Below are 20,256 nucleotides of genomic sequence, written 5' to 3'. Positions count from 1 at the left end.
CAGCGGCCATCGCGCGGCCTCACTGCCGCGTCAGCTGGCCGTCCTTCTCGCGCACCGTGTCGCCCGCCTTCAGCCGCGGGTCGGCGCCCAGCTCCATGCGGCGCGTGCTGCCGTCCTTGTTGACGAGCTGCACGACCCAGACGGTCTGCTTCTTCATATTCTTCTCGACCTCGTTGCCGGCATAGCCGCCGGCCACGGCACCGCCGACGGTGGCAACCTTCTTGCCCGTGCCGCCACCCACCTGGTTGCCCAGCAGGCCGCCGAGCACGGCGCCGCCGATGACCCCGAGGCCGCTGCCCTTGCCCTTGCGCGTCTCGCTGTGCACGTCCTGCACCCAGGCACAGCCTTCGCAGAGCCTGGCGAGCTGCTTGGACGTGGGCATGGACGCGGCCGGCTGCGCCTGCTGGGGCGCCGGCTGGGCCTGTGCGGTGGCGAAGACGGCGGCCAGGGCCGCCGCCGCGATGATCTGCTTCATGGCCTTACCTCCAGGTGATGCTGACCCGGCCAGTGTGCGGCAGCCGGCACCAGCGCGCCAGCCGCATCGCCGTGCCGCGCTCAGACGCGGCTGAAGCCGTTCTCGGTCAGTCGCACCTCGTCGCCGACGCGCAGGCCCGGGTCCGCGCTGCGCTCGAAGCGGTGCGTGCGGCCGTCGCGCTCCTGCACCTGCACGATCCAGACCAAGTGGCTCTTCTCGTTCTTTTCGATCTCGTTGCCGGCATAGCCGCCGGCCACGGCGCCGCCGACGGTCGCGAGCTTCTTGCCATTGCCGCCGCCGAGCATATTGCCCAGCAAGCCGCCGACGACGGCACCACCCACGGCACCCACGCCGCTGGCCTGCCCGCGGCGGGCCTCGGTGTGCACGTCGGTCACGCGGGCGCAGCCCTGGCAGAGGGCGGCCGCAGCGCCGCCTTCATCGGCCCGGCGGGCGGCCTGTGGCGCCGCCTCCCGCGAAGGTGCAGCGTTGGTTCCGGCAGCAGCCAGGTGCTGTGGCTTGGCCATTTCCTGTGCAACCGGCGGGGTGTCGGTGCTCGGGCCCTGTGAACGGCCCACCGCATAGGCGCCGCCGAGCAGCGCCAGCACGACGGCAACGCCGGCAACGATCTGGGTGGACTTGAGCGGGAGGGCGGACATGGGGGCTCCTTGGAATTTGTAGGTCTCCAGCCTACCGCCGGCGCCACCCCTAACTTGTAGGACGACACCGACTCCGTGGGTAGGGCCGTGCCCGACCCACCCCGGAGCGATGCTCAGCCGCGACGGCGGCGCGCGATGCGGCCCACGCCGAACAGGCCGGCCAGCATCAGCGCCCAGGTCTGCGGTTCGGGCACGGCGCTCACGCTGCTGGGCGCGAGCGCAACACCGCCGAAGCGCTCGCCGGCGGCCGCGCTCTGCAGCACCGCGAAGCTGGTGTTGGCGGCCGTCGAGCCGGCGCCGATGGTGATGCCGACGATCTGGTTGGGATCGGCGCCGAGGTCATGGGTGGTCTCGTCGCTGACGGTCGACGTGGTCGCGTAGAGCGTGAAGCTGCCGTCGGCATTGGTCGTGCCGGTCAGGTTGCGCAGGCCGTCGGTCTTGACGTTCCAGGGCAGGCCCTGGGTGTAGGTGGCCTGGTCCAGCAGGCCCTTCTGGAACACGGCGGTCTCGCTCCAGCTGCCGTCGCTCAGCACCCATTCCTGCAGGCCGGCCTGCGCGGTGCTCTTGTGGGCCTGGCCCAGGCGGATGCCGTCGCCCTCGTCCGCGACGAACAGCGTCGTGCTGTTGGCGAACCAGATGCCGAAGGGGTGGGTCACGCCGGCCGGCGTGTTCGTGTTGGCCTCCAGCAGCTTCTCCGACGTGGTGTTGAAGCCCGGCAGGATGGTGATGGCGGCATTGCTCAGCGAGCCGCCGTTGGCCAGCGCACCGGCGGCACCGACCTGGTAGACCGTGTTGACGCCGTTGCTGCCGCTGCCCTTGGTCACGTAGAGCGTGTTGTTGAAGACCGTCATGCCGCGGAAGTTGTCGTCCTTGCCCGTCTTGCCCGGCGTGCTGGCATAGGCCGGCAGCTGCTGCAGCGCGAAGCCGCGCTGGTAGCCGGTGGTCGAGCCATAGGTGCCGATGGCCACGCCGACGGCCGTGGTGTTGCCCGAGCCGTTGGCGGCAATGCTCTGCACGCCGGTGTTGTCGCTCAGCTGGCTCAGCGTCGTGCCGTTGCCGCTGCCGTTGCCGGCGTTGCCGGCGTTGCCGACCATGTAGTAGTTGCCATTGGCCAGCACGGCCGCGCGGCCGTTGTTGCCGCTGTAGGCATTGACGGCGGTGGAGGTCATCGCGCCGGAACTCAGGTTGAGCTGCACGACGGAGCGGGCATAGGTGGAGCCCACCGGGTTGGTGCTGTCGAACACCTGGGCGGTGTTGGAGTTGGACACGTCCAGCGTGTTGACCGGCGCCTTGTAGCCCATGAAGGTGATGGCGCTGCCGTCGGTCGAGACGTTCAGGGCCAGCTCCGACTTGGACGCAAAGCTGCTGACGGCGAGGCTGGGGTCCACGGCCAGGCTGCCGATGCGGCTGCCGGTGGTGGAGTACTGGTCGATGAAGATCGGCGAGGTGACGCCGAACGAGGGGTCGGGCACCTCGTTCTTGAACACATTGGGGAAGCTGCCGTCAGCGATGGCCCGGTTCGTGCCACCGCCGGGCAGCGTCTGGCCGACGGTCACGGTCGACGCCGTGCCGGCATACACGGTACGCGACACGATCAGGTCGCCGGCCTGGAAGGCCTGGGCCTGCGCGTCGGTGGCGGCGAACAGCGCGACGGCAACAGCGGAGGCGGCAGCGAGGGGGTGGACGACGAACGGGCGCGACATGGTGACTCCGGATGGGCTGGAAAAGCCGCGACTTTTCGTTGCACCCATGACGTCGCCATGAAGGTGGATGGGCTGTTCGGACGATGGCCGAACCCGCATCCACGGGGGTGCCCCAGGGGCAGATCACCCGGGCTTTTCACAACTTCACACCCACACCGCGAGGAACCCGCGGCGGGCCGCTCAGCGCAGCGGCGCAAGCGCCCGCTCGGCGTCGGCGAGCGGCAGGCCGCAGCGCGCGGCCCAGTCGGCAAGCTGGTCGTCGCCGATGCGGCCGACGTTGAAGTAGGCCGCATCCGGGTGGGCCAGATAGAAGCCGCTGACGCTGGCGGCCGGTGTCATGGCCATGCTGTCGGTCAGGCCCATGCCGATCTCTTCCGGATTCAGCACGCGGAAGAGGTCGCGCTTGGCGAGATGGTCGGGGCAGGCGGGGTAGCCGGGCGCGGGCCGGATGCCCTGGTACTTCTCGTGGATCAGCTCGTCGTTGGACAGCGCCTCGGCCGGCGCATAGCCCCAGAACTCGCGGCGCACGCGCTCGTGCAGCCACTCGGCCGCGGCCTCGGCGAGGCGGTCGGCCAGGGCCTTGAGCATGATGGCGGAGTAGTCGTCGTGCGTGGCCAGGAACTCGGCCTCCTTCCTCTCCACGCCCAGGCCCGCCGTGACGGCAAACAGGCCGATGTGGTCGCCACTCTCCGCGATGAAGTCGGACAGGCAGCGGTTGGGCCGCTTCACACCGTCGACGACCGGCCGCTCCGACTGCATGCGCAGGCCATGCCAGGTCATCGGCGGCTCGCTGCGGATCGCGATGTCGTCGTCGTCGACGCGCGCGGCCGGGTAGAGGCCGAACACCGCATGGGCCTGCAGCCAACGGCCGTCGATGATCTTCTTCAGCATGGCTTTAGCATCGGCGAACACCTTGCGCGCCTCGCTGCCGACAACCGCGTCATCGAGGATGGCCGGATAGGGGCCGGCCAGGTCCCAGGTCTGGAAGTAGGGGCCCCAGTCGATGTACTTGGCCAGCTCGGCCAGGTCCAGGTTCTTCAGCACGCGGCGGCCGGTGAACTTGGGCGCCGGCGGCACACGGGACAGGTCCAGCACCGCCATGTTGGCGCGCGCCTGCTCAAGAGTGACCAGCGGCGTCTGCTTCTTGTTGGCGTGCAGCTGGCGGGTCTTCTCGATGTCGGCGCGCAGCTCGGCGACATAGGCCGCGGCGCGCTCGTCGCTGAGCAGCTCGGAGCACACGCCGACGGCGCGCGAGGCGTCCGGCACATAGACGACCGGCCCCTCGTAATGCGGCGAGATCTTGACGGCCGTGTGCACGCGGCTGGTCGTCGCACCGCCGATCAGCAGCGGCATGTGGCGCGAGGCGAAATAGTCGTCGCGCTGCATCTCCGCGGCGACGTGCTGCATCTCCTCCAGGCTGGGCGTGATCAAGCCCGAGAGACCGATGATGTCGGCGCCCTCTTCCTTGGCCTTCCTGAGGATGTCCTGGGCCGGCACCATGACGCCCATGTTGACGACCTCGTAGTTGTTGCACTGCAGGACCACCGTGACGATGTTCTTGCCGATGTCGTGCACATCGCCCTTGACGGTGGCCATGACGATCTTGCCCTTGGGCTTCACGTCGCCGCCGGCGGCCTCCATGCGGCGCTTCTCTTCCTCGATGTAGGGCACGAGATGGGCCACCGCGCTCTTCATCACGCGGGCGCTCTTGACCACCTGGGGCAGGAACATCTTGCCCTGCCCGAACAGGTCGCCGACGACGTTCATGCCGGCCATCAGCGGGCCCTCGATGACGTGCAGCGGCCGGCCGCCCCGGGCCGAGATGGCTGCCCAAGCTTCTTCCGTGTCGTCGACGATGAAGTCGGTGATGCCGTGCACCAGCGCATGCGACAGGCGCTCGTTGACGTCGCCGGCACGCCAGGCCAGGCGGGCCGAGTCGTCCTTGCCGGCGCTCTTGGCGCGGTCGGCGATCTCGATGAGGCGTTCGCCGGCGTCGGGCCGGCGGTTCAGCACCACGTCCTCCACGCGTTCGCGCAGCTCGGCGTCGAGGTCGTCGTAGACGCCCACCATGCCGGCGTTGACGATGCCCATGTCCATGCCCGCCTGGATGGCGTGATACAGGAACACGGTGTGGATGGCCTCGCGCACCGGCTCGTTGCCGCGGAAGCTGAACGACACGTTGGACACGCCGCCCGACACCTTGGCCCCGGGCAGCTTGGCCTTGATCCAGCGCGTGGCCTCGATGAAGTCCACCGCGTAGTTGTCGTGCTCCTCGATGCCCGTCGCGATCGCGAAGATATTGGGGTCGAAGATGATGTCCTCGGCGGGGAAGTCCACCTCGTCGACGAGGATGCGGTAGGCCCGCGCGCAGATCTCGGTCTTGCGCTGGAAGGTGTCGGCCTGGCCCTGCTCGTCGAAGGCCATCACGACGGCCGCGGCGCCGTAGCGCCTCACCAGCCTGGCCTGGCGCTTGAACTCGGCCTCGCCCTCCTTCAGCGAGATGGAGTTGACGATGCCCTTGCCCTGGATGCACTTCAGGCCGGCCTCGATGACCGTCCATTTGGACGAGTCGATCATGATGGGCACGCGGGCGATCTCGGGCTCGCCGGCGATCAGGTTCAGGAAGCGCACCATGGCCGCCTGGCTGTCCAGCATGGCCTCGTCCATGTTGATGTCGATGACCTGGGCGCCGTTCTCGACCTGCTGGCGGGCCACGGCCAGCGCGTCCTCGAACTGGCCGGCCAGGATCATGCGGGCGAAGGCCTTGGAGCCGGTGACGTTGGTGCGCTCGCCGATGTTGACGAACAGGCTGCCGGCGTCGATGGCAACGGGCTCGAGGCCGGAGAGTTTGAGAGGGGGCGGCGAGATGGTCATCGATGGCGACTCAGGCTGAGGATCGATGAGCGCCGTTCTTCGAAATCCGAGCCTGGCAGGCCGAAAACCCGTCGCAGCGCTCCTCGGATGAGCCGGGAATTCTACGCAGCCCCTCCTTCGCCAGGGCTCAAGCCTGGCTTCAGATGGCCGACAGCATGCCGACAATCGGTAACACATGGCCTCCGACCTCATCCCCCTGCCCGCCCGCACGCTGCGGCCCGGCATGACCCTGCCCTACGACCTCTTCGACGCCGGCGGCAAGCTGCTGTTCGCGCGTGGCCAGGTGCTGCGCGACTCACCGCTGGTGCGCAGCCTCGTCGATGGCGGCGCCTGGGTGCAGTCCGAGGACACGCTGGAATACCAGCGCGCCCGCGCCCACCGGCTCGACACCCTCGTCATGCAGGACGTGCCGCTGGCCGACATCGCCAAGGCCGACACCAGCTTCCGGCTGGACACCTTGGTGCCGGGCAAGATCGAGCTCGGCCCGCGCGAGGCCTGGTCGGACCTGCTGCTGCATACCCACACGCTGCTGCGCGAGGCCGAGCCGGCGGGCTTCGCCGCCCGCGTGGCCGCGCTGCGCGATGCGGCGCTCAAGCGCCTGCACGGCCACCCGGACGCGACGCTGATGCTGCTGGTCTTCGAGAGCAGCAAGGAGTTCGGCGACTACAGCGCCCGCCACGCGCTGCTGACCCTGCTGCTCTGCGACCTCGTCGCCCAGCAGCTGCAGCTCGCACCCGAGTTGCGCGCGGCGCTGCAGGGCGCGGCGCTGACGATGAACTATGGCGCCGACGAAGCCCACGACCGCATGGCCAATCTGGCCGGCCCCGCCACGCCGGCCCAGCGCCAGGCCCTGGCCGCCCACGGCGAGCGCGCCGCCGAGCGCCTGGGCCGACTCGGCATCGACGACCCGGCCTGGCTGACGGCCGTGCGCCTGCACCACGAGGCCGGCCCGGGGGCGCTGGCCGCCCGCGGCGACGGCGAGAAGCTGGCCCGGCTGCTGCGCCGCATCGACATCTTCGGCGCCCGCCTCGCGCCGCGCCGCAGCCGCCAGGCCATGAGCGGTGCCGCGGCGGCCCGTGCCGTCTTCCTCGACGAACTCGGCCAGCCCGACGAGGCCGGCGCGGCGCTCATCAAGGTCGTCGGCCTCTACCCGCCGGGCAGCATCGTGCGCCTGGCCAACGGCGAGATCGGCATCGTCTTCAAGCGCGGCTTCAGTGCCAACGAACCGCTGGTGGCCGTGCTGATCGGCAAGAGCGGCAGCCCGCTGAGCGGCCCGGTGCCGCGCGACACCCGGCTGGCCGCGCAGGCCATCGCCGCCAGCCTGGCGCCGGCCGAGCTGAAGCTGCATGTGAACCTGGATGCGCTGCTGAAGCTTTGATGCCCAGGCAAAAACAAACGGCGGCCCGCAGGCCGCCGTTCTTCATGCCGCAACCGGATCAGCGCTGAACCGAGCCGTCGGCCGAGGCATCGACGGCCACGGACCTGTCGGCGCGCGAAGCCTTGGCCGAGGCATTGCCCGAGGCCCGGGTGTGCTGGCCACCGGCCTGCGCGTTGGCGCTGCCGTTCATGGCCTTGTGCTGGCTGCCGTTGCCGCTCGAGGGCGAAGGCGTTGCGGGCGTGGCCGGGGTGGCAGGCGTCGCCGGCGCGGCGGCCGTGCCCTTGGCGCCCGGCGTGGCAGGCGTCGCCGGCGTCGCGGGCTTGGCCGGCGTCGCGGCGTTCGAGGCGTCACCACCACGGCCCAGCGTGCCGCCGGCCTGGGCGCCAAGGCCCGCCACGAGGCCATGGGCCGTGCCGTCGACGGCACCGGTCGCGCCGGCTTCGGCACTGCCGGAGGCGTCTTTCAGGCTCTTGCCGCCGGCCTTCAGGTCGGCGACCTTGTCGGCGGCGGCCGCCTTCGCATCCGCGGCGGCAGACTTCGCGCTGGCGGCCTTGTCCTTCGCGGCGGCCTCGGCCCCGGCAGCCTTGTCGGCGGCGCCCGTGAGCAGCGAGCCGTCGCCCTGGCCGCTGGCGGAGCCGTTGGCCTTGCCGCCGATGTCGAGCTGGCGCGGCGACAGCACGCCATTCAGGCCGCCCGACAGGCCGCCGGTCAGGCCGTGGCCCGCACCACCGCCCAGCAGGCCGGCATGGGCATTGGAGGCGCACAGGCCGGCAGCCAGTGCGGCAATGCTCAGCGTGGCGCGAAGAACTTGGGTGCGACGGGTTGCAAACATGATGGATCTCCGGGGTTGCGTGTCGGAAGGGCCAGCCATTCCGGCCCTTTCACCCATCACAACGACCACCGCGAAACCATCCTTCCGGCCAGCCCGGCCGAGGTGCAACGAGCTGTGTCAGCGCGCCTGGCGGGCCTGCAATTGCTCGGGCACGACGCGCAGGTCCTCGGCGACGAGGCCGCGGCCATAGACCGGGTCTCGGCCCGGTGCGCCGAGGTCGATGGCCGACACCGCCAGACGCTCGACGGCCGCTGCCGCTGCTGCTGCGTCGGGCTCGCGCAACTCGGCCGCGAGCAGGCCGGCCACCAAGGGCGCCGCGAAGGACGTGCCACGCGCAACGCCGTAGCCACCGCCGCTGCGCGCCACGGCCAGGTCCGCGCCCGGCGCGGCCCACATGACCTGCGGCCCCTGCGCCGCCTCGGGCAGCACGCGACGGTTCGGGTTCACGCCGGTCACGCCGACGACGCCGGCATAGGAGGCCGGGTAGAGCGGCGGCGCGGCCGGCCCGTCGTTGCCGACCGCGGCGACGAGCAGGTGGCCGCGCTTCACCAGCGCCGCAACGCCCTGCTCCAGCAGCCGGTTCGGCGGCCCGACCAGGCTGATGTTGACGACGCCGACGCGCTCGCGTGCCATCCAGGCCAGCGCGCGCACGACCTCCTCGGCCGAGCCGCCGTCCGGCCGGTCGCAATAGACGTCCGCCGCGAACAGCTCGGCCTTCACGGCCGCACCCGCAAAGCCGCGGTCCTGCCCGACGAGCAGGGACGCGACCGCCGTGCCGTGTTCGCTGGGCAGCGCCCTGCCGCCGCAGCCGAAGTTGGCGCCGGCCGCGTGGCGCAGGGCGGCGTGATGGCGGTCCACGCCGCCGTCGACCAGGCCCACCCGCAGCGGGCCGTGCTGGGGCGGCGGCGCGCCAGGGGCGGCCGCCGCAGCGATCGCGCCACTGCGTGAATAAAGATGGTTGAAGTCGGCCTGCAGGTCCGGCTGGGCCGCGCGCAGCCGGACCAGCGCCTGCGCCGTGGCCAGGTCGGCCGGCACGCGCAGCACCACCTCGCGCAGCGCCAGCTCGGGCCAGGCCTCCTCGCGCAGCGGGGTCAGGCCCAGCCCGGCCGCGGCGGCCAGCGCGGCATCGGTCGGCGACAGCAGCACCAGCTCCTGGCGGCGGATGGGCTCGCCGGCGGGGTCGGCCTCGACGAGGTCGCGATGGCGGGCCAGCAGCTCGCGGGCGTTCGCCACCCGCTGGTCGACGAGCTGGACCGTCGACGACAGCAGATCGGGCAGCGACTGGGGCAGCACGCGGTCGGCCAGGCCCGGCAGGCGCGACAGGCCGGGCAGCTGCGGCAGGCGCAGCTGGGCCTGGGCCGGCAGGCAGAAGGCGGCCAGAAGGGCCGGGAGGGCCAGGGCAAGCAGGGTTCTCATGGCTTTCACGGGGTGTTTTGCGAGGATAACGAGCGGGCTCGGGAAGAAAATCCCGGCCTCGCCCGTTGTCCGTGTATCGATGCCCGAAAACCTTGCCGAGCTTCGCCAGGAGATCGCCAGCCTGCTGCCCCGACTGCGCCGTTTCGGCCGCACGCTGGCCCACTCCCGCGAGGACGCCGACGATCTCGTTCAGGTCGCCATCGAGAAGGCGCTGACCCGCACCGACCAGTGGACGCCTGGAACGCGTCTGGACAGCTGGATGTTTCGCATCATGCAGAACGCCTGGATCGACGAGCTGCGCGCCCGGGAGCGGCGCGGCCAGACCTTCTTACCCGAGGAAGAGGGCGAACACGTGGGCGACGGCCGGGCGACCGGCTCGCAGCTCGACGCCATCCTCGTGCGCAAGGCCGTGGCCCGGCTCAGCGAGGAGCACCGCAGCGTCGTCGGCCTCGTGCTGGTGGAGGGCCTGAGCTACCAGGAGGCGGCCGAAACCCTGGGCGTGCCGGTGGGCACCGTGACGAGCCGCCTGGCCCGCGCCCGCGAGGCGCTGCAGGAATTGCTGGGAGAGTGGCCATGAGCCGCAGTGAAGAAGAGCTGTTGCAGGCCGAGCGCCGCCGCATGGCCGCCGCCTTCGGCGAGGTGCTGGACGAACCCGTGCCGGGCCGGCTCAAGGCCCTGCTGGCCGAGCCGACGGCCCAGGTCGTCGACCTGGGCGCCGTGCGGGTGCAGCGCAAGGCGATGTCGAGCTGGGCCGCCTGGGGCGGCATGGCCGCGACGCTGGTGCTGGGCACGCTGCTCGGCACGCGGCTGGCGCCCTCCGACGGCGACGCACTGGACCGCGGCCGCCTGGTGGCCACGGGCGCCATCGCCCGCGCCCTCGACAGGCAACTGGCCAGCGCGCCCGAGGCCGGCGCCGCGGTGGCCGTGCAGCTCAGCTTCAAGGCCAGGGACGGGCGCTGGTGCCGCAGCTTCACGACCGCCGCATCGGCGGGCCTGGCCTGCCGCGAGGGGGATGGCAGCTGGGCGCTGCAGCAGGTGGCGGCCGTCACGGCCGCACCGGCGGGCGGCATGCGGCAGGCCGCCAGTGCGCTGCCGCCCTCCGTGCTCGCGGCGGTGGACGGCCTGATGGCCGGCGCGGCGCTGGGGCCGGAGCAGGAGCGCGCGGCGCGGGACGCCGGTTGGCGCTGACCCGCCCGTCAGCACGTCACTGCGCGACGTCCAGGCTGCGCCAGATCAGGCTGGTGATCAGCTCGCGCGCGGCGTCGAAGTCGGCCTCTTCCAGCCGCGGCTTGCCCATATAGAGGGCGAACTGCGGCGCCAGATCGGCATAGGCCTGGGTGGACGACCAGATCAGGAACATCAGGTGGGTGAAGTCCAGGCGCCGCACCCGGCCCTCGGACGCCCAGCGCTCGAAGCGGGCCACGTCGGCATGCAGCAGCGGCATGACCTGGGCCTTGAGCACGTCCTGGTAGCGCGGCGCGCCGGCCATGATCTCGCGGGTGAACACCGCGTTGCCGCTGGGCCGCTCGCGGCTGAAGCGCAGCTTCACGTCCACATAGGTCTGGATGGCGGCCTCCGGCTCGTCGGCCTCCGCGATGGCCGACATATTGGCCATCCACTCGCCCATCACGCTGTCCAGCACGGCGCGGTAGAGCTCCTCCTTGCTGGGCCAGTGGTAGAGCAGGTTCTGGCGCGACAGGTCCAGCACGGCGGCGATGCTGTCGAGGCTGACGCCCTCGAAGCCGAAGCGCGCGAACTGGCGCTCGGCCTCGGCAAGGATGGCCTCCTGCTTGCGCAGGGTGGCGGCGCGCGGGGTTCGCGTCACGGCGACGGGTTCGGTCATGCACCGGATTTTGACGGCGCGCACCAGGCGGGAGCTGCGGGTTTTTACGTCTGGGTCAATTTTTACAGGGTAGTAATGTTTACCTGTTGAACCCTGGGAGAACGCCCGTGGACCCTGCCGACCTGAAGTCCGGCCGACTTTCGCCCGCCGACTACGCCCGCAACTTCGGCGACGCCCACCCGCCGCTGAACCGCACGCAGGCCCTGATCGAGGCGGAGCGCTGCTACTACTGCTTCGACGCGCCCTGCCAGACGGCCTGCCCGACCGGCATCGATGTCCCGAGCTTCATCCAGCGCATTGCGCAGGACAACCTGCGCGGCGCGGCCGAGGCCATCCTGACGGCCAACCCGCTGGGCGGCATCTGCGCCCGCGTCTGCCCGACCGAGGTGCTGTGCGAGCAGGCCTGCGTGCGCAACGCCAACGAGAGCAAGCCGGTCGAGATCGGGCTGCTGCAGCGCTTCGCGGTCGAGGGGCATTTCGCCCAGGGCGGCAAGCCGCTGTTCACGCGCGGCCAGCCCACGGGCAGGCGCGTGGCCGTGGTGGGCGCCGGCCCGGCGGGCCTGGCCGCGGCACATGGGCTGGCCTGGCGCGGCCACGAGGTGACGCTGTTCGACGCCGCGGACAAGCTGGGCGGCCTCAACGAATACGGCCTCGCCACTTACAAGGTGGCCGGCGGCTTCGCGCAGCGCGAGATCGCCTGGCTGCTCTCCATCGGCGGCATCACGCCCAGGCTGAACTGCCGCCTGGGCCGCGACATCACGCTGGATGGCCTGCTGGCCGAACACGACGCCGTCTTCCTGGGCCTGGGCCTGCAGGGCGTCAATGCGCTGGGCATCGCCGAGCCCGAGTTGCCCGACCTGCAGTCATCGGTCAGGGACGCCGTGGACTTCATCGCCGAACTGCGCCAGAACGCCCCCGAGATCGTGCCCGTGGGCCGCCGCGTCGTCGTCATCGGCGGCGGCATGACGGCCGTGGACGCCGCCGTGCAGAGCCGGCTGCTGGGCGCCGAGCAAGTGACCCTGATCTACCGCCGCGGGCCCGAGGGCCTGTCGGCCTCGGAGTACGAGCAGCACTGGGCCCAGACCCATGGCGTGAGCATCCGCTGCTGGGCGCGGCCGCTGGCCGTCGAGGCGGCAGGCGGCGTGCTCAGGGGCATGCGTTTCGCGGCGACGCGGCTCGAAGACGGCAGGCTCGTCGACACGGGCGAACAGTTCTTCGTCGAGGCCGACCTCGTGCTGCGCGCCATCGGCCAGGCCTACGAGGCCGAGCCGGCGGGCCAGGCCATCGCGCTGGAAGGCGGCCGCATCAGGACCGATGCCGACGGCGCCACCAGCCACCCGCGCGTCTGGGCCGGTGGCGACTGCCGCGCCGGCGGCCGCGACCTGACCGTGGAAGCCGTGGAGCAGGGCAAGCGCGCCGCACAGGCCATCGACCGCACCATCGGCCTTAGCCCCGTTCGCCACCTCGACAAGGAGGCCCGCCATGGCTGACCTGAGCAGCAATTTCCTCGGCATCAAGAGCCCCAACCCCTTCTGGCTCGCGTCGGCGCCGCCGACCGACAAGGAGGTCAATGTGCGCCGCGCCTTCGAGGCCGGCTGGGGCGGCGTCGTCTGGAAGACGCTGGGCGAGGACCCGCCGGTCGTCAACGTGAACGGCCCGCGCTATGCGACGCTGTTCAGCCCCGACCGCCGCGTCATCGGCTTCAACAACATCGAGCTGATCTCCGACCGGCCGCTGCAGACCAACCTCGACGAGATCCGCCGCGTGAAGCGCGACTTCCCGGACCGGGCCATGGTCGTGAGCCTGATGGTGCCGGTCAACGAGGCGAGCTGGAAGGCCATCCTCGAGCGCGTGGCCGACACCGGCGCCGACGGCGTGGAGCTGAACTTCGGCTGCCCGCATGGCATGAGCGAGCGCGGCATGGGCTCGGCCGTGGGCCAGGTGCCGGAGTACATCCAGCAGGTCACCGAGTGGTGCAAGAAGCACACGCGCATGCCCGTCATCGTCAAGCTCACGCCCAATATCACCGACGTGCGCTTTCCGGCGCGTGCGGCCAGGGCCGGCGGCGCGGACGCGGTCAGCCTCATCAACACGATCAACTCGGTGATGGGCGTCGATCTGGACCGCATGACGATGAGCCCGGTCACCGACGGCCAGGGTTCGCACGGCGGCTACTGCGGCCCGGCCGTGAAGCCCATCGCGCTGAACATGGTGGCCGAGATCGCCCGCGACGCGGCCACGGCCGGACTGCCGATCAGCGGCATCGGCGGCATCTCCACCTGGCGCGACGCGGCCGAGTTCATCGCGATGGGCTGCGGCACGGTGCAGGTCTGCACGGCCGCCATGGTCTACGGCTTCAAGATCGTGCAGGACATGTGTTCGGGCCTCGCCAACTTCATGGACGAGAAGGGTTATGCCTCGCTGGCCGACTTCCAGGGCCGCGCCGTGCCGACCGTGAAGAACTGGAACCAGCTCAACCTGAACCACGTCGAGAAGGCCCTCATAGCCCAGGACAGCTGCATCCAGTGCGGGCGCTGCCATGTCGTCTGCGAGGACACCTCGCACCAGGCCATCTGGGCGACCAAGGACGGCCAACGCCACTTCCACGTCAACGACGCGGAATGCGTGGGTTGCAACTTGTGCGTGTCGATCTGCCCTGTCCCTGGCACCATCACGATGCGCAAGCTGCAGCCCGGCGAGACCGATGCCCGCACAGGCCGCGTCATCGACGGCAGTTACCAGAACTGGACCACGCACCCGAACAACCCGATGCGCGCCGGGTGCGGCTGAAGGAATGGCGATGAGTCACTACGAAGTCGGCCACTGGATCAACGGCGCCGTCAGCCGCGGCAGCGGCGAGCGCCGGCAGGACATCTTCAACCCCGCCACCGGGGCCGTGCAAGGCCAGCTGCTGCTGGGCAGCGCGGCCGATCTGGATGCCGCGGTCGCCGGCGCCACGCAGGCCGCGAAGGGCTGGGGCCAGACCCCGCCGCTGGCCCGCGCCCGCGTGCTGTTCAAGTTCCTCACGCTGCTGCAGGAGCGCCGCGAGCTGCTGGCCGAGGCCCTGGTGCGCGAGCATGGCAAGACCCTGCCCGATGCGCTGGGCGAGGTGGCGCGCGGCATCGAGGTCGTCGAGTTCGCCACCGCCATGCCCCAGCTGCTGAAGGGCGAATACACCGAGCAGATCGCCCGCGGCATGGACGCCTGGAGCATGCGCCAGCCGCTGGGCGTGGTGGCCGGCATCACGCCGTTCAACTTCCCGGCCATGGTGCCGATGTGGATGTACCCCATCGCCATCGGCTGCGGCAATGCCTTCATCCTCAAGCCCAGCGAGCGCGACCCGTCGGCCTCGCTGCTGATGGCGCGCTGGCTGAAGGAGGCCGGCCTGCCCGATGGCGTGTTCAGCGTCATCCAGGGGGACAAGGACATCGTGGACGCCATCCTGGCCCACCCCGGCATCGCGGCGGTCAGCTTCGTCGGCTCCACGCCGGTGGCCGAGCACATCTACAGGATCGGCACGGCCCATGGCAAACGCGTGCAGGCGCTGGGCGGCGCGAAGAACCACATGGTCGTCATGCCCGACGCCGACCTGGACGGTGCCGTGGACGCGCTGATGGGCGCGGCCTATGGCTCGGCGGGCGAACGCTGCATGGCGATCTCGGTAGCCGTGGCCGTGGGCGACGTCGGCCACAAGCTGGTCGCCGCACTGGCGCCCAAGGTGGGCGCGCTGAAGATCGGCGAGGGCCATCAGCAAGGCGCAGAAATGGGCCCGCTGATCACGCGCGCGTCGCAGCAGCGCGTGGAACGATTGATCGGCGAAGGCGTGGCGGCCGGTGCGAAGGCGGTCGTCGACGGCCGCGGCCTGCGGGTGCCCGGCCATGAGGACGGCTTCTTCGTCGGCGGCACGCTGCTGGACGGCGTCGGCGCCGAGATGAGCTGCTACAGCGAGGAGATCTTCGGCCCGGTGCTCTGCGTCGTGCGCGTGCCCGACCTGGCCGCGGCCATCGCGCTGATCGAAGCCAACGAGTACGCCAACGGCGTGGCCATCTTCACCCGCGACGGCCATGTGGCGCGGGAGTTCGTGCACCACATCCAGGTCGGCATGGTGGGTGTCAACGTGCCGCTGCCGGTGCCTATGGCCTTCAACAGCTTCGGCGGCTGGAAGCGCAGCCTGTTCGGCGACCACCACGCCTACGGCCCCGAGGCGGTGCGCTTCTACACCAAGCACAAGGCCGTCATGCAGCGCTGGCCGGACTCGACACCCAAGGGTCCGCAATTTGCTTTCCCTCAGAACACCTGACCGGAGTAGGCATGAACCACGTCGTGTTGGCACATCAGCAGCGGGCCGAGCGCCGGGCCGCCCCAAGCCGGCCCGCATCCCCCCGGGGGATCGGCCAACGTACTCGTTGGACGAGGGGCTGACATGACTGGCGATCCCACGCTGAGCAACCCGGACCTGATCCCTACCACCGCCGCCCAGCGAACCTGGCGCTGGTATCACTTCGCCGCGCTGTGGGTGGGCATGGTCATGTGCATCCCGGCCTACACGCTGGCGGCCAGCCTCATCGAGTCGGGCATGAGCTGGAGCCAGGCGGTGGGCACGGTCTTCCTCGGCAACCTCATCGTGCTGCTGCCCATGCTGCTGATCGGCCACGCGGGCGCCAAGTACGGCATCCCCTATGCGGTGCTGGCGCGCGCGTCCTTTGGCACACAGGGCGCGCGGCTGCCGGCGCTGCTGCGGGCGCTGGTGGCCTGCGGCTGGTACGGCATCCAGACCTGGTTCGGCGGGCAGATGATCTACACGCTGGCCGGCGTGCTGATGGGCCATCCGCTGTCGGGTGACCCGCTGCCGGGGCTGGGCATCAGCGCGGCCCAGCTTGCCTGCTTCCTGCTGTTCTGGCTGCTGCAGTTCTGGTTCGTCGTGCACGGCATCGACGCGATCCGCAAGCTCGAAACCTACACGGCGCCGATCAAGATCCTCATCTGCTTCGTGCTGCTGGGGTGGGCCTGGGACAAGGCCGGCGGCTTCGGGCCCATCCTCGACCAACCCTCGGCCTTCGTCGAAGGCGGCAAAAAGGCCGGCCAGTTCTCCGCCGTGTTCTGGCCCTCGCTGACCGCGATGGTCGGCTTCTGGGCCACGCTGGCGCTGAACATCCCCGACTTCACGCGCTTCGCCCACAGCCAGCGCGACCAGTTCGTCGGCCAGGCCATCGGCCTGCCCGCGCCGATGGGCTTGCTGGCCGCACTGGCGGTGTTCGTCACGTCGGCCACCGTCGTCATCTACGGCAAGGCGCTGTGGGACCCGGTGGACCTGGCCAGCCGCATGACGGGCGCGGCCGTGCTGATCGCGCTGATCGTGCTGCTGGTCGACACCGTCAGCGTCAACCTCGCGGCCAACCTCGTCGGCCCGGCCTACGACTTCTCGGCGCTGGCGCCGGGCAAGGTCAGCTACAAGCTCGGCGGCATGCTGACCGCCGGCATCGCCATCGTCATGATGCCGTGGAAGATCCTGGCCTCCACGCAAGGCTATGTCTTCACCTGGCTGATCGGCTACTCGGCACTGCTGGGGCCGGTGGCCGGGATCCTGATCGTGGACTACTACGTAGTACGGAAGACCGAACTGATCGTGGGCCAGTTGTACGTCAGTGACGGCTACTACAGCTATCGCGGCGGCTGGAATATGGCCGCCGTTGTTGCCTTCCTCATCGGCGTCGCGCCCAACGTCCCCGGTTTCCTGAACGCCGCCTTCCCAGCCGCCTTTCCCGAGGTCGGCGCCGCCTTCAAGACCATCTACACCTATGCCTGGTTTGTCGGACTTTTGCTTGCTGGCGCAAGCTACGTTCTTCTGACCATCGCCGCCGTCATGAGAACGCCGAGCACGTTCCTTGAGTCCGCTGATCGCCAGCATCTGCCTTAGGAGCCCCCATGCCCGCCCTGCTCATCCGCGGCGCCATCGTCGTCAACGCCGACGCCGAGAGCCGCACCGATGTCCTCTGTGTGGACGGCCGCATCGCCGCCCTCGGCGAGCGCGCCGTGCGCGAGGCGCCGGCCGGCACGACGACGCTGGACGGCACCGGCCAGTACCTGCTGCCCGGCGGCATCGACCCGCACACCCATATGCAGTTGCCCTTCATGGGCACGGTCACGCAGGACGACTTCTTCACCGGCACCGCCGCCGCGCTGGCCGGCGGCACGACCAGCATCATCGACTTCGTCATCCCCAACCCGCAGCAGCCGCTGATGGAGGCCTACCGCACCTGGCGCGGCTGGGCCGAGAAGGCCGCGGCCGACTACGCCTTCCATGTGGCCGTGACCTGGTGGGACCAGACGGTCAGCGACGACATGGGCACGCTGGTGCGCGAGGAAGGCGTGAACAGCTTCAAGCACTTCATGGCCTACAAGAACGCCATCATGTGCGACGACGAGACGCTGGTGAACAGCTTCAAGCGTGCGCTCGAACTGGGCGCCATGCCGACCGTGCACGCCGAGAACGGCGAGCTGGTCTATCTGCTGCAGGCCGAGGTCGCCAAGATGGGCATCACCGGTCCCGAAGGCCACCCGCTCTCCCGCCCACCGATGGTGGAAGGCGAGGCCGCCAACCGCGCCATCGCGATCGCCGACGTGCTGGGCGTACCCATCTACATCGTGCACGTCAGCTGCATCGAAAGCGCCGAGGCGATCGCGCGGGCGCGCGCCCGCGGCCAGCGCGTCTACGGCGAGGTGCTGGCCGGCCATCTGCTGATCGACGAAAGCGTCTACCGCGACCCCGACTTCGCCAAGGCCGCGGCCTATGTGATGAGCCCGCCCTTCCGGCCCAAGATCCACCAGGAGTTCCTGTGGCGCGGCCTGCAGAGCGGCCAGCTGCACACGACGGCCACCGACCACTGCACCTTCTGCGCGAGCCAGAAGGCCGCCGGCAAGGACAACTTCGCCAAGATCCCCAACGGCTGTGGCGGCGTCGAGGAGCGCATGGCGGTGCTGTGGGATGCAGGCGTGAACTCGGGGCGGCTGACGCCTGCTGAGTTCGTCGCCATCACGTCGGCCAACGCCGCCAAGCTCTTCAACCTCTACCCGCGCAAGGGCGTCATCGCCGAAGGCGCCGATGCCGACCTCGTGCTGTGGGACCCGGCCGGCACGAAGACGCTGAGCGCCAGCACGCAGTTCTCGAAGAACGACTTCAATATCTTCGAGGGCCGCACCGTGCGCGGCATCCCCAGCCACACGATCTCGCAGGGCCGCGTCGTGTTCGCCCGCGGCGAGCTGCGCGTCGAAGCTGGCAGGGGTCACTACTTGAAGCGCCCGCCGTTCGGGTCGCAGTTCGATGCGGCCCTCAAGCGCGCGCAAGACCTCGCGCCCACCGCCGTCGCGCGTTGAAGGAGAACCCCATGGACATGCCCGCCACCAAGCCCGACATCACGAAGCTGCGCGTCAACGGCCGGCGCCTGTGGGACTCGCTGATGGAGCTCGCCCAGATCGGCGCCACCGAGAAAGGCGGCGTCTGCCGCCTGACGCTGACCGACCTCGACAAGCAGGGCCGCGACCTCGTCACGCGCTGGGCGCGCGAGGCCGGCATGACCGTCACCATCGACCAGATCGGCAACGGCTTCATGCGCCGGCCGGGCCGCAACAACAGCCTGCCGCCCATCGTCACCGGCAGCCACATCGATACCCAGCCCACCGGCGGCAAGTTCGACGGCAACTATGGCGTGCTGGCCGGCATCGAGGTCGTGCGCACGCTCAATGACCACGGCATCGAGACCGAGGCGCCCATCGAGGTCGCGTTCTGGACGAATGAAGAAGGCTCGCGCTTCGTGCCCGTCATGATGGGCTCGGGCGTGTTCGCCAAGGCCTTCACGCTGGAGCATGCCTACGCGGCGACGGACACCGAAGGCAAGACCGTCAAGGGCGAGCTGGAACGCATCGGCTACGTCGGCGAGCAGGCGCCGGGCGAGCACCCGATCGGCGCCTACTTCGAGACCCACATCGAGCAGGGGCCCGTGCTGGAGGACCACGACAAGACCATAGGCGTCGTCACCGGCGTGCTGGGCATCCGCTGGTACGACTGCGTCGTCACCGGCATGGAGGCCCACGCCGGCCCCACGCCGATGGCGCTGCGCCGCGACGCATTGCAGGTCGCGACCAAGCTGATGCAGGAGGTGGTCGCCTGCGCCCACCGCCACCCGCCGCACGGCCGCGGCACGGTGGGCATGGTGCAGGTCCACCCCAACAGCCGCAACGTCATCCCCGGCCGCGTCAAGTTCAGCATCGACCTGCGCAATGCGACCGATGCGCTTTGCGACGCGATGGACGCCGACATCCGCGGCGTAGCGGCCAGGCTGTCGACCGAGACCGGCCTGCCCATCGAGATCACGCAGGTCAGCGCCTACCCGGCCCAGCCCTTCCACCCCGACTGCATCGCCGCCGTGCAGAAGGCCGCCGACGCGCTGGGCTACAGCAACATGCCCACCGTATCAGGCGCCGGCCACGACGCCGTCTACATGGCCCGCCTGGCCCCGGCAGGCATGATCTTCATTCCCTGCAAGGACGGTATCAGCCACAACGAGATCGAGGACGCCAAGCCCGAGCACATCGAGGCGGGGTGCAATGTGTTGTTGCAGGCGATGTTGGAGTGCGCCGGAAGCGCCGTCGAAAACGCTAGCCTGGGTGGCATAGTCACTGCACCGTCACGCGGTCGGACGGCTGAACTATCCGAGTTCGATCCAGCATCACTGATGGCCAAGACGCCTCGGTGATCTACCTGCAAAGCCCTCGATTCCGGGCAGGTCACACGCAATCTCATTCCGCGAGGAATTGAGCCAGGGGCGCGTCGACATCCGTGGACTGTCGCGGGCAGCAGGTCATGGGCAGCCACCTAGACTGCCGTCCACAACAGTGGAGGCGCCCATGCGAAAAATCATTCTTAGCGTGCTCATCGGTATGGCGGCAACGGCTGTCCAGGCCATCCCCTTCGAGGAACTTCTCTAGGCTCTCTTGAATTTCAAGTGGGTTGCCGGGCGTGAGGGTTGATCGCGCTGAAGTCGAGCTTGCCCGCGATCAGGAAGATGACAGTCTGGATGGT

General features: G+C 70.0%; 14 protein-coding genes, 2 pseudogenes and 1 riboswitch. Of the genes and pseudogenes, 9 read left to right on the top strand and 7 right to left on the bottom strand.

All coding sequences use genetic code 11. The features are described from left to right. Positions 1–19 precede the first annotated feature (19 nt). The 4 genes and pseudogenes from EV671_RS27850 to metH form a co-directional block, all read right to left on the bottom strand. A complete protein-coding gene (locus EV671_RS27850; RefSeq protein ID WP_277592464.1) occupies positions 20–475 on the bottom strand; it encodes a glycine zipper 2TM domain-containing protein in 456 nt (151 codons plus the stop codon). 80 nt (positions 476–555) lie between these two features. Further along, positions 556–1,131, bottom strand: coding sequence for a glycine zipper 2TM domain-containing protein (locus EV671_RS22915; protein WP_132576198.1), 576 nt, complete (start codon positions 1,129–1,131; stop codon positions 556–558). A gap of 113 nt (positions 1,132–1,244) precedes the next feature. After that, a pseudogene (locus EV671_RS28040) lies at positions 1,245–1,343 on the bottom strand (PEPxxWA-CTERM sorting domain-containing protein); the annotation flags it as partial. Positions 1,344–3,014: 1,671 nt separating this feature from the next. Further along, positions 3,015–5,708 carry a methionine synthase gene (metH, locus tag EV671_RS22905; RefSeq protein WP_132576196.1) on the bottom strand — a complete coding sequence of 898 codons (2,694 nt, stop codon included), beginning with the start codon at positions 5,706–5,708 and terminating at the stop codon, positions 3,015–3,017. A gap of 20 nt (positions 5,709–5,728) precedes the next feature. Continuing rightward, positions 5,729–5,799: riboswitch (S-adenosyl-L-homocysteine riboswitch) on the bottom strand. A gap of 84 nt (positions 5,800–5,883) precedes the next feature. On the opposite strand from metH, the gene EV671_RS22900 reads away from it, so the two are divergent. Further along, entirely contained in the window at positions 5,884–7,086 is a 1,203-nt protein-coding gene (locus EV671_RS22900; RefSeq protein ID WP_132576194.1) for an HD-GYP domain-containing protein, read from the top strand. A gap of 58 nt (positions 7,087–7,144) precedes the next feature. On the opposite strand, the gene EV671_RS22895 is transcribed toward EV671_RS22900, so the two are convergent. Next, complete coding sequence (locus tag EV671_RS22895) at positions 7,145–7,918, bottom strand: hypothetical protein (protein ID WP_132576192.1); 774 nt, start codon at positions 7,916–7,918, stop codon at positions 7,145–7,147. Positions 7,919–8,035: 117 nt separating this feature from the next. Next, on the bottom strand, positions 8,036–9,334 hold the full coding sequence (locus EV671_RS22890; RefSeq protein WP_132576190.1) for a S8 family serine peptidase: 1,299 nt from the start codon (positions 9,332–9,334) through the stop codon (positions 8,036–8,038). Between the two features lie 79 nt (positions 9,335–9,413). On the opposite strand from EV671_RS22890, the gene EV671_RS22885 reads away from it, so the two are divergent. Next, a complete protein-coding gene (locus tag EV671_RS22885) occupies positions 9,414–9,911 on the top strand; it encodes an RNA polymerase sigma factor (protein WP_132576188.1) in 498 nt (165 codons plus the stop codon). Then, on the top strand, positions 9,908–10,522 hold the full coding sequence (locus EV671_RS22880; protein ID WP_132576186.1) for a hypothetical protein: 615 nt from the start codon (positions 9,908–9,910) through the stop codon (positions 10,520–10,522). Before EV671_RS22885 ends, EV671_RS22880 begins: the two co-directional genes overlap by 4 nt. Positions 10,523–10,538: 16 nt before the next feature. Here EV671_RS22880 and EV671_RS22875 read toward each other — a convergent pair whose 3' ends face one another. After that, positions 10,539–11,177, bottom strand: coding sequence for a TetR family transcriptional regulator C-terminal domain-containing protein (locus EV671_RS22875; protein WP_132576184.1), 639 nt, complete (start codon positions 11,175–11,177; stop codon positions 10,539–10,541). 107 nt (positions 11,178–11,284) lie between these two features. Between EV671_RS22875 and EV671_RS22870 the strand changes: the two genes are divergently transcribed. The 6 genes and pseudogenes from EV671_RS22870 to EV671_RS22845 form a co-directional block, all read left to right on the top strand. Continuing rightward, on the top strand, positions 11,285–12,667 hold the full coding sequence (locus EV671_RS22870; protein ID WP_132576182.1) for an NAD(P)-dependent oxidoreductase: 1,383 nt from the start codon (positions 11,285–11,287) through the stop codon (positions 12,665–12,667). After that, positions 12,660–13,967 carry an NAD-dependent dihydropyrimidine dehydrogenase subunit PreA gene (gene preA, locus EV671_RS22865; protein WP_132576180.1) on the top strand — a complete coding sequence of 436 codons (1,308 nt, stop codon included), beginning with the start codon at positions 12,660–12,662 and terminating at the stop codon, positions 13,965–13,967. Before EV671_RS22870 ends, preA begins: the two co-directional genes overlap by 8 nt. 10 nt (positions 13,968–13,977) lie before the next feature. Continuing rightward, positions 13,978–15,477 (top strand): CoA-acylating methylmalonate-semialdehyde dehydrogenase, encoded by a 1,500-nt coding sequence (locus tag EV671_RS22860; RefSeq protein ID WP_132576178.1) that lies wholly within the window; start codon positions 13,978–13,980, stop codon positions 15,475–15,477. A gap of 123 nt (positions 15,478–15,600) precedes the next feature. Continuing rightward, complete coding sequence (locus EV671_RS22855; RefSeq protein ID WP_132576176.1) at positions 15,601–17,094, top strand: NCS1 family nucleobase:cation symporter-1; 1,494 nt, start codon at positions 15,601–15,603, stop codon at positions 17,092–17,094. Positions 17,095–17,102: 8 nt separating this feature from the next. After that, positions 17,103–18,551: a dihydropyrimidinase gene (gene hydA / locus EV671_RS22850; RefSeq protein ID WP_132576174.1), complete on the top strand. Its 1,449-nt coding sequence runs from the start codon at positions 17,103–17,105 to the stop codon at positions 18,549–18,551. An 11-nt stretch (positions 18,552–18,562) separates the two neighbouring features. Next, a pseudogene (locus EV671_RS22845) lies at positions 18,563–19,819 on the top strand (Zn-dependent hydrolase); the annotation flags it as partial. Between the last annotated feature and the right edge of the window lie 437 nt (positions 19,820–20,256).

Source organism: Roseateles saccharophilus, assembly GCF_004342485.1.
GTDB classification, from domain to species: domain Bacteria; phylum Pseudomonadota; class Gammaproteobacteria; order Burkholderiales; family Burkholderiaceae_C; genus Pelomonas; species Pelomonas saccharophila.
Note: the sequence above shows the minus strand (reverse complement) of the source record. Positions and strands in the feature narration are given on the sequence as shown.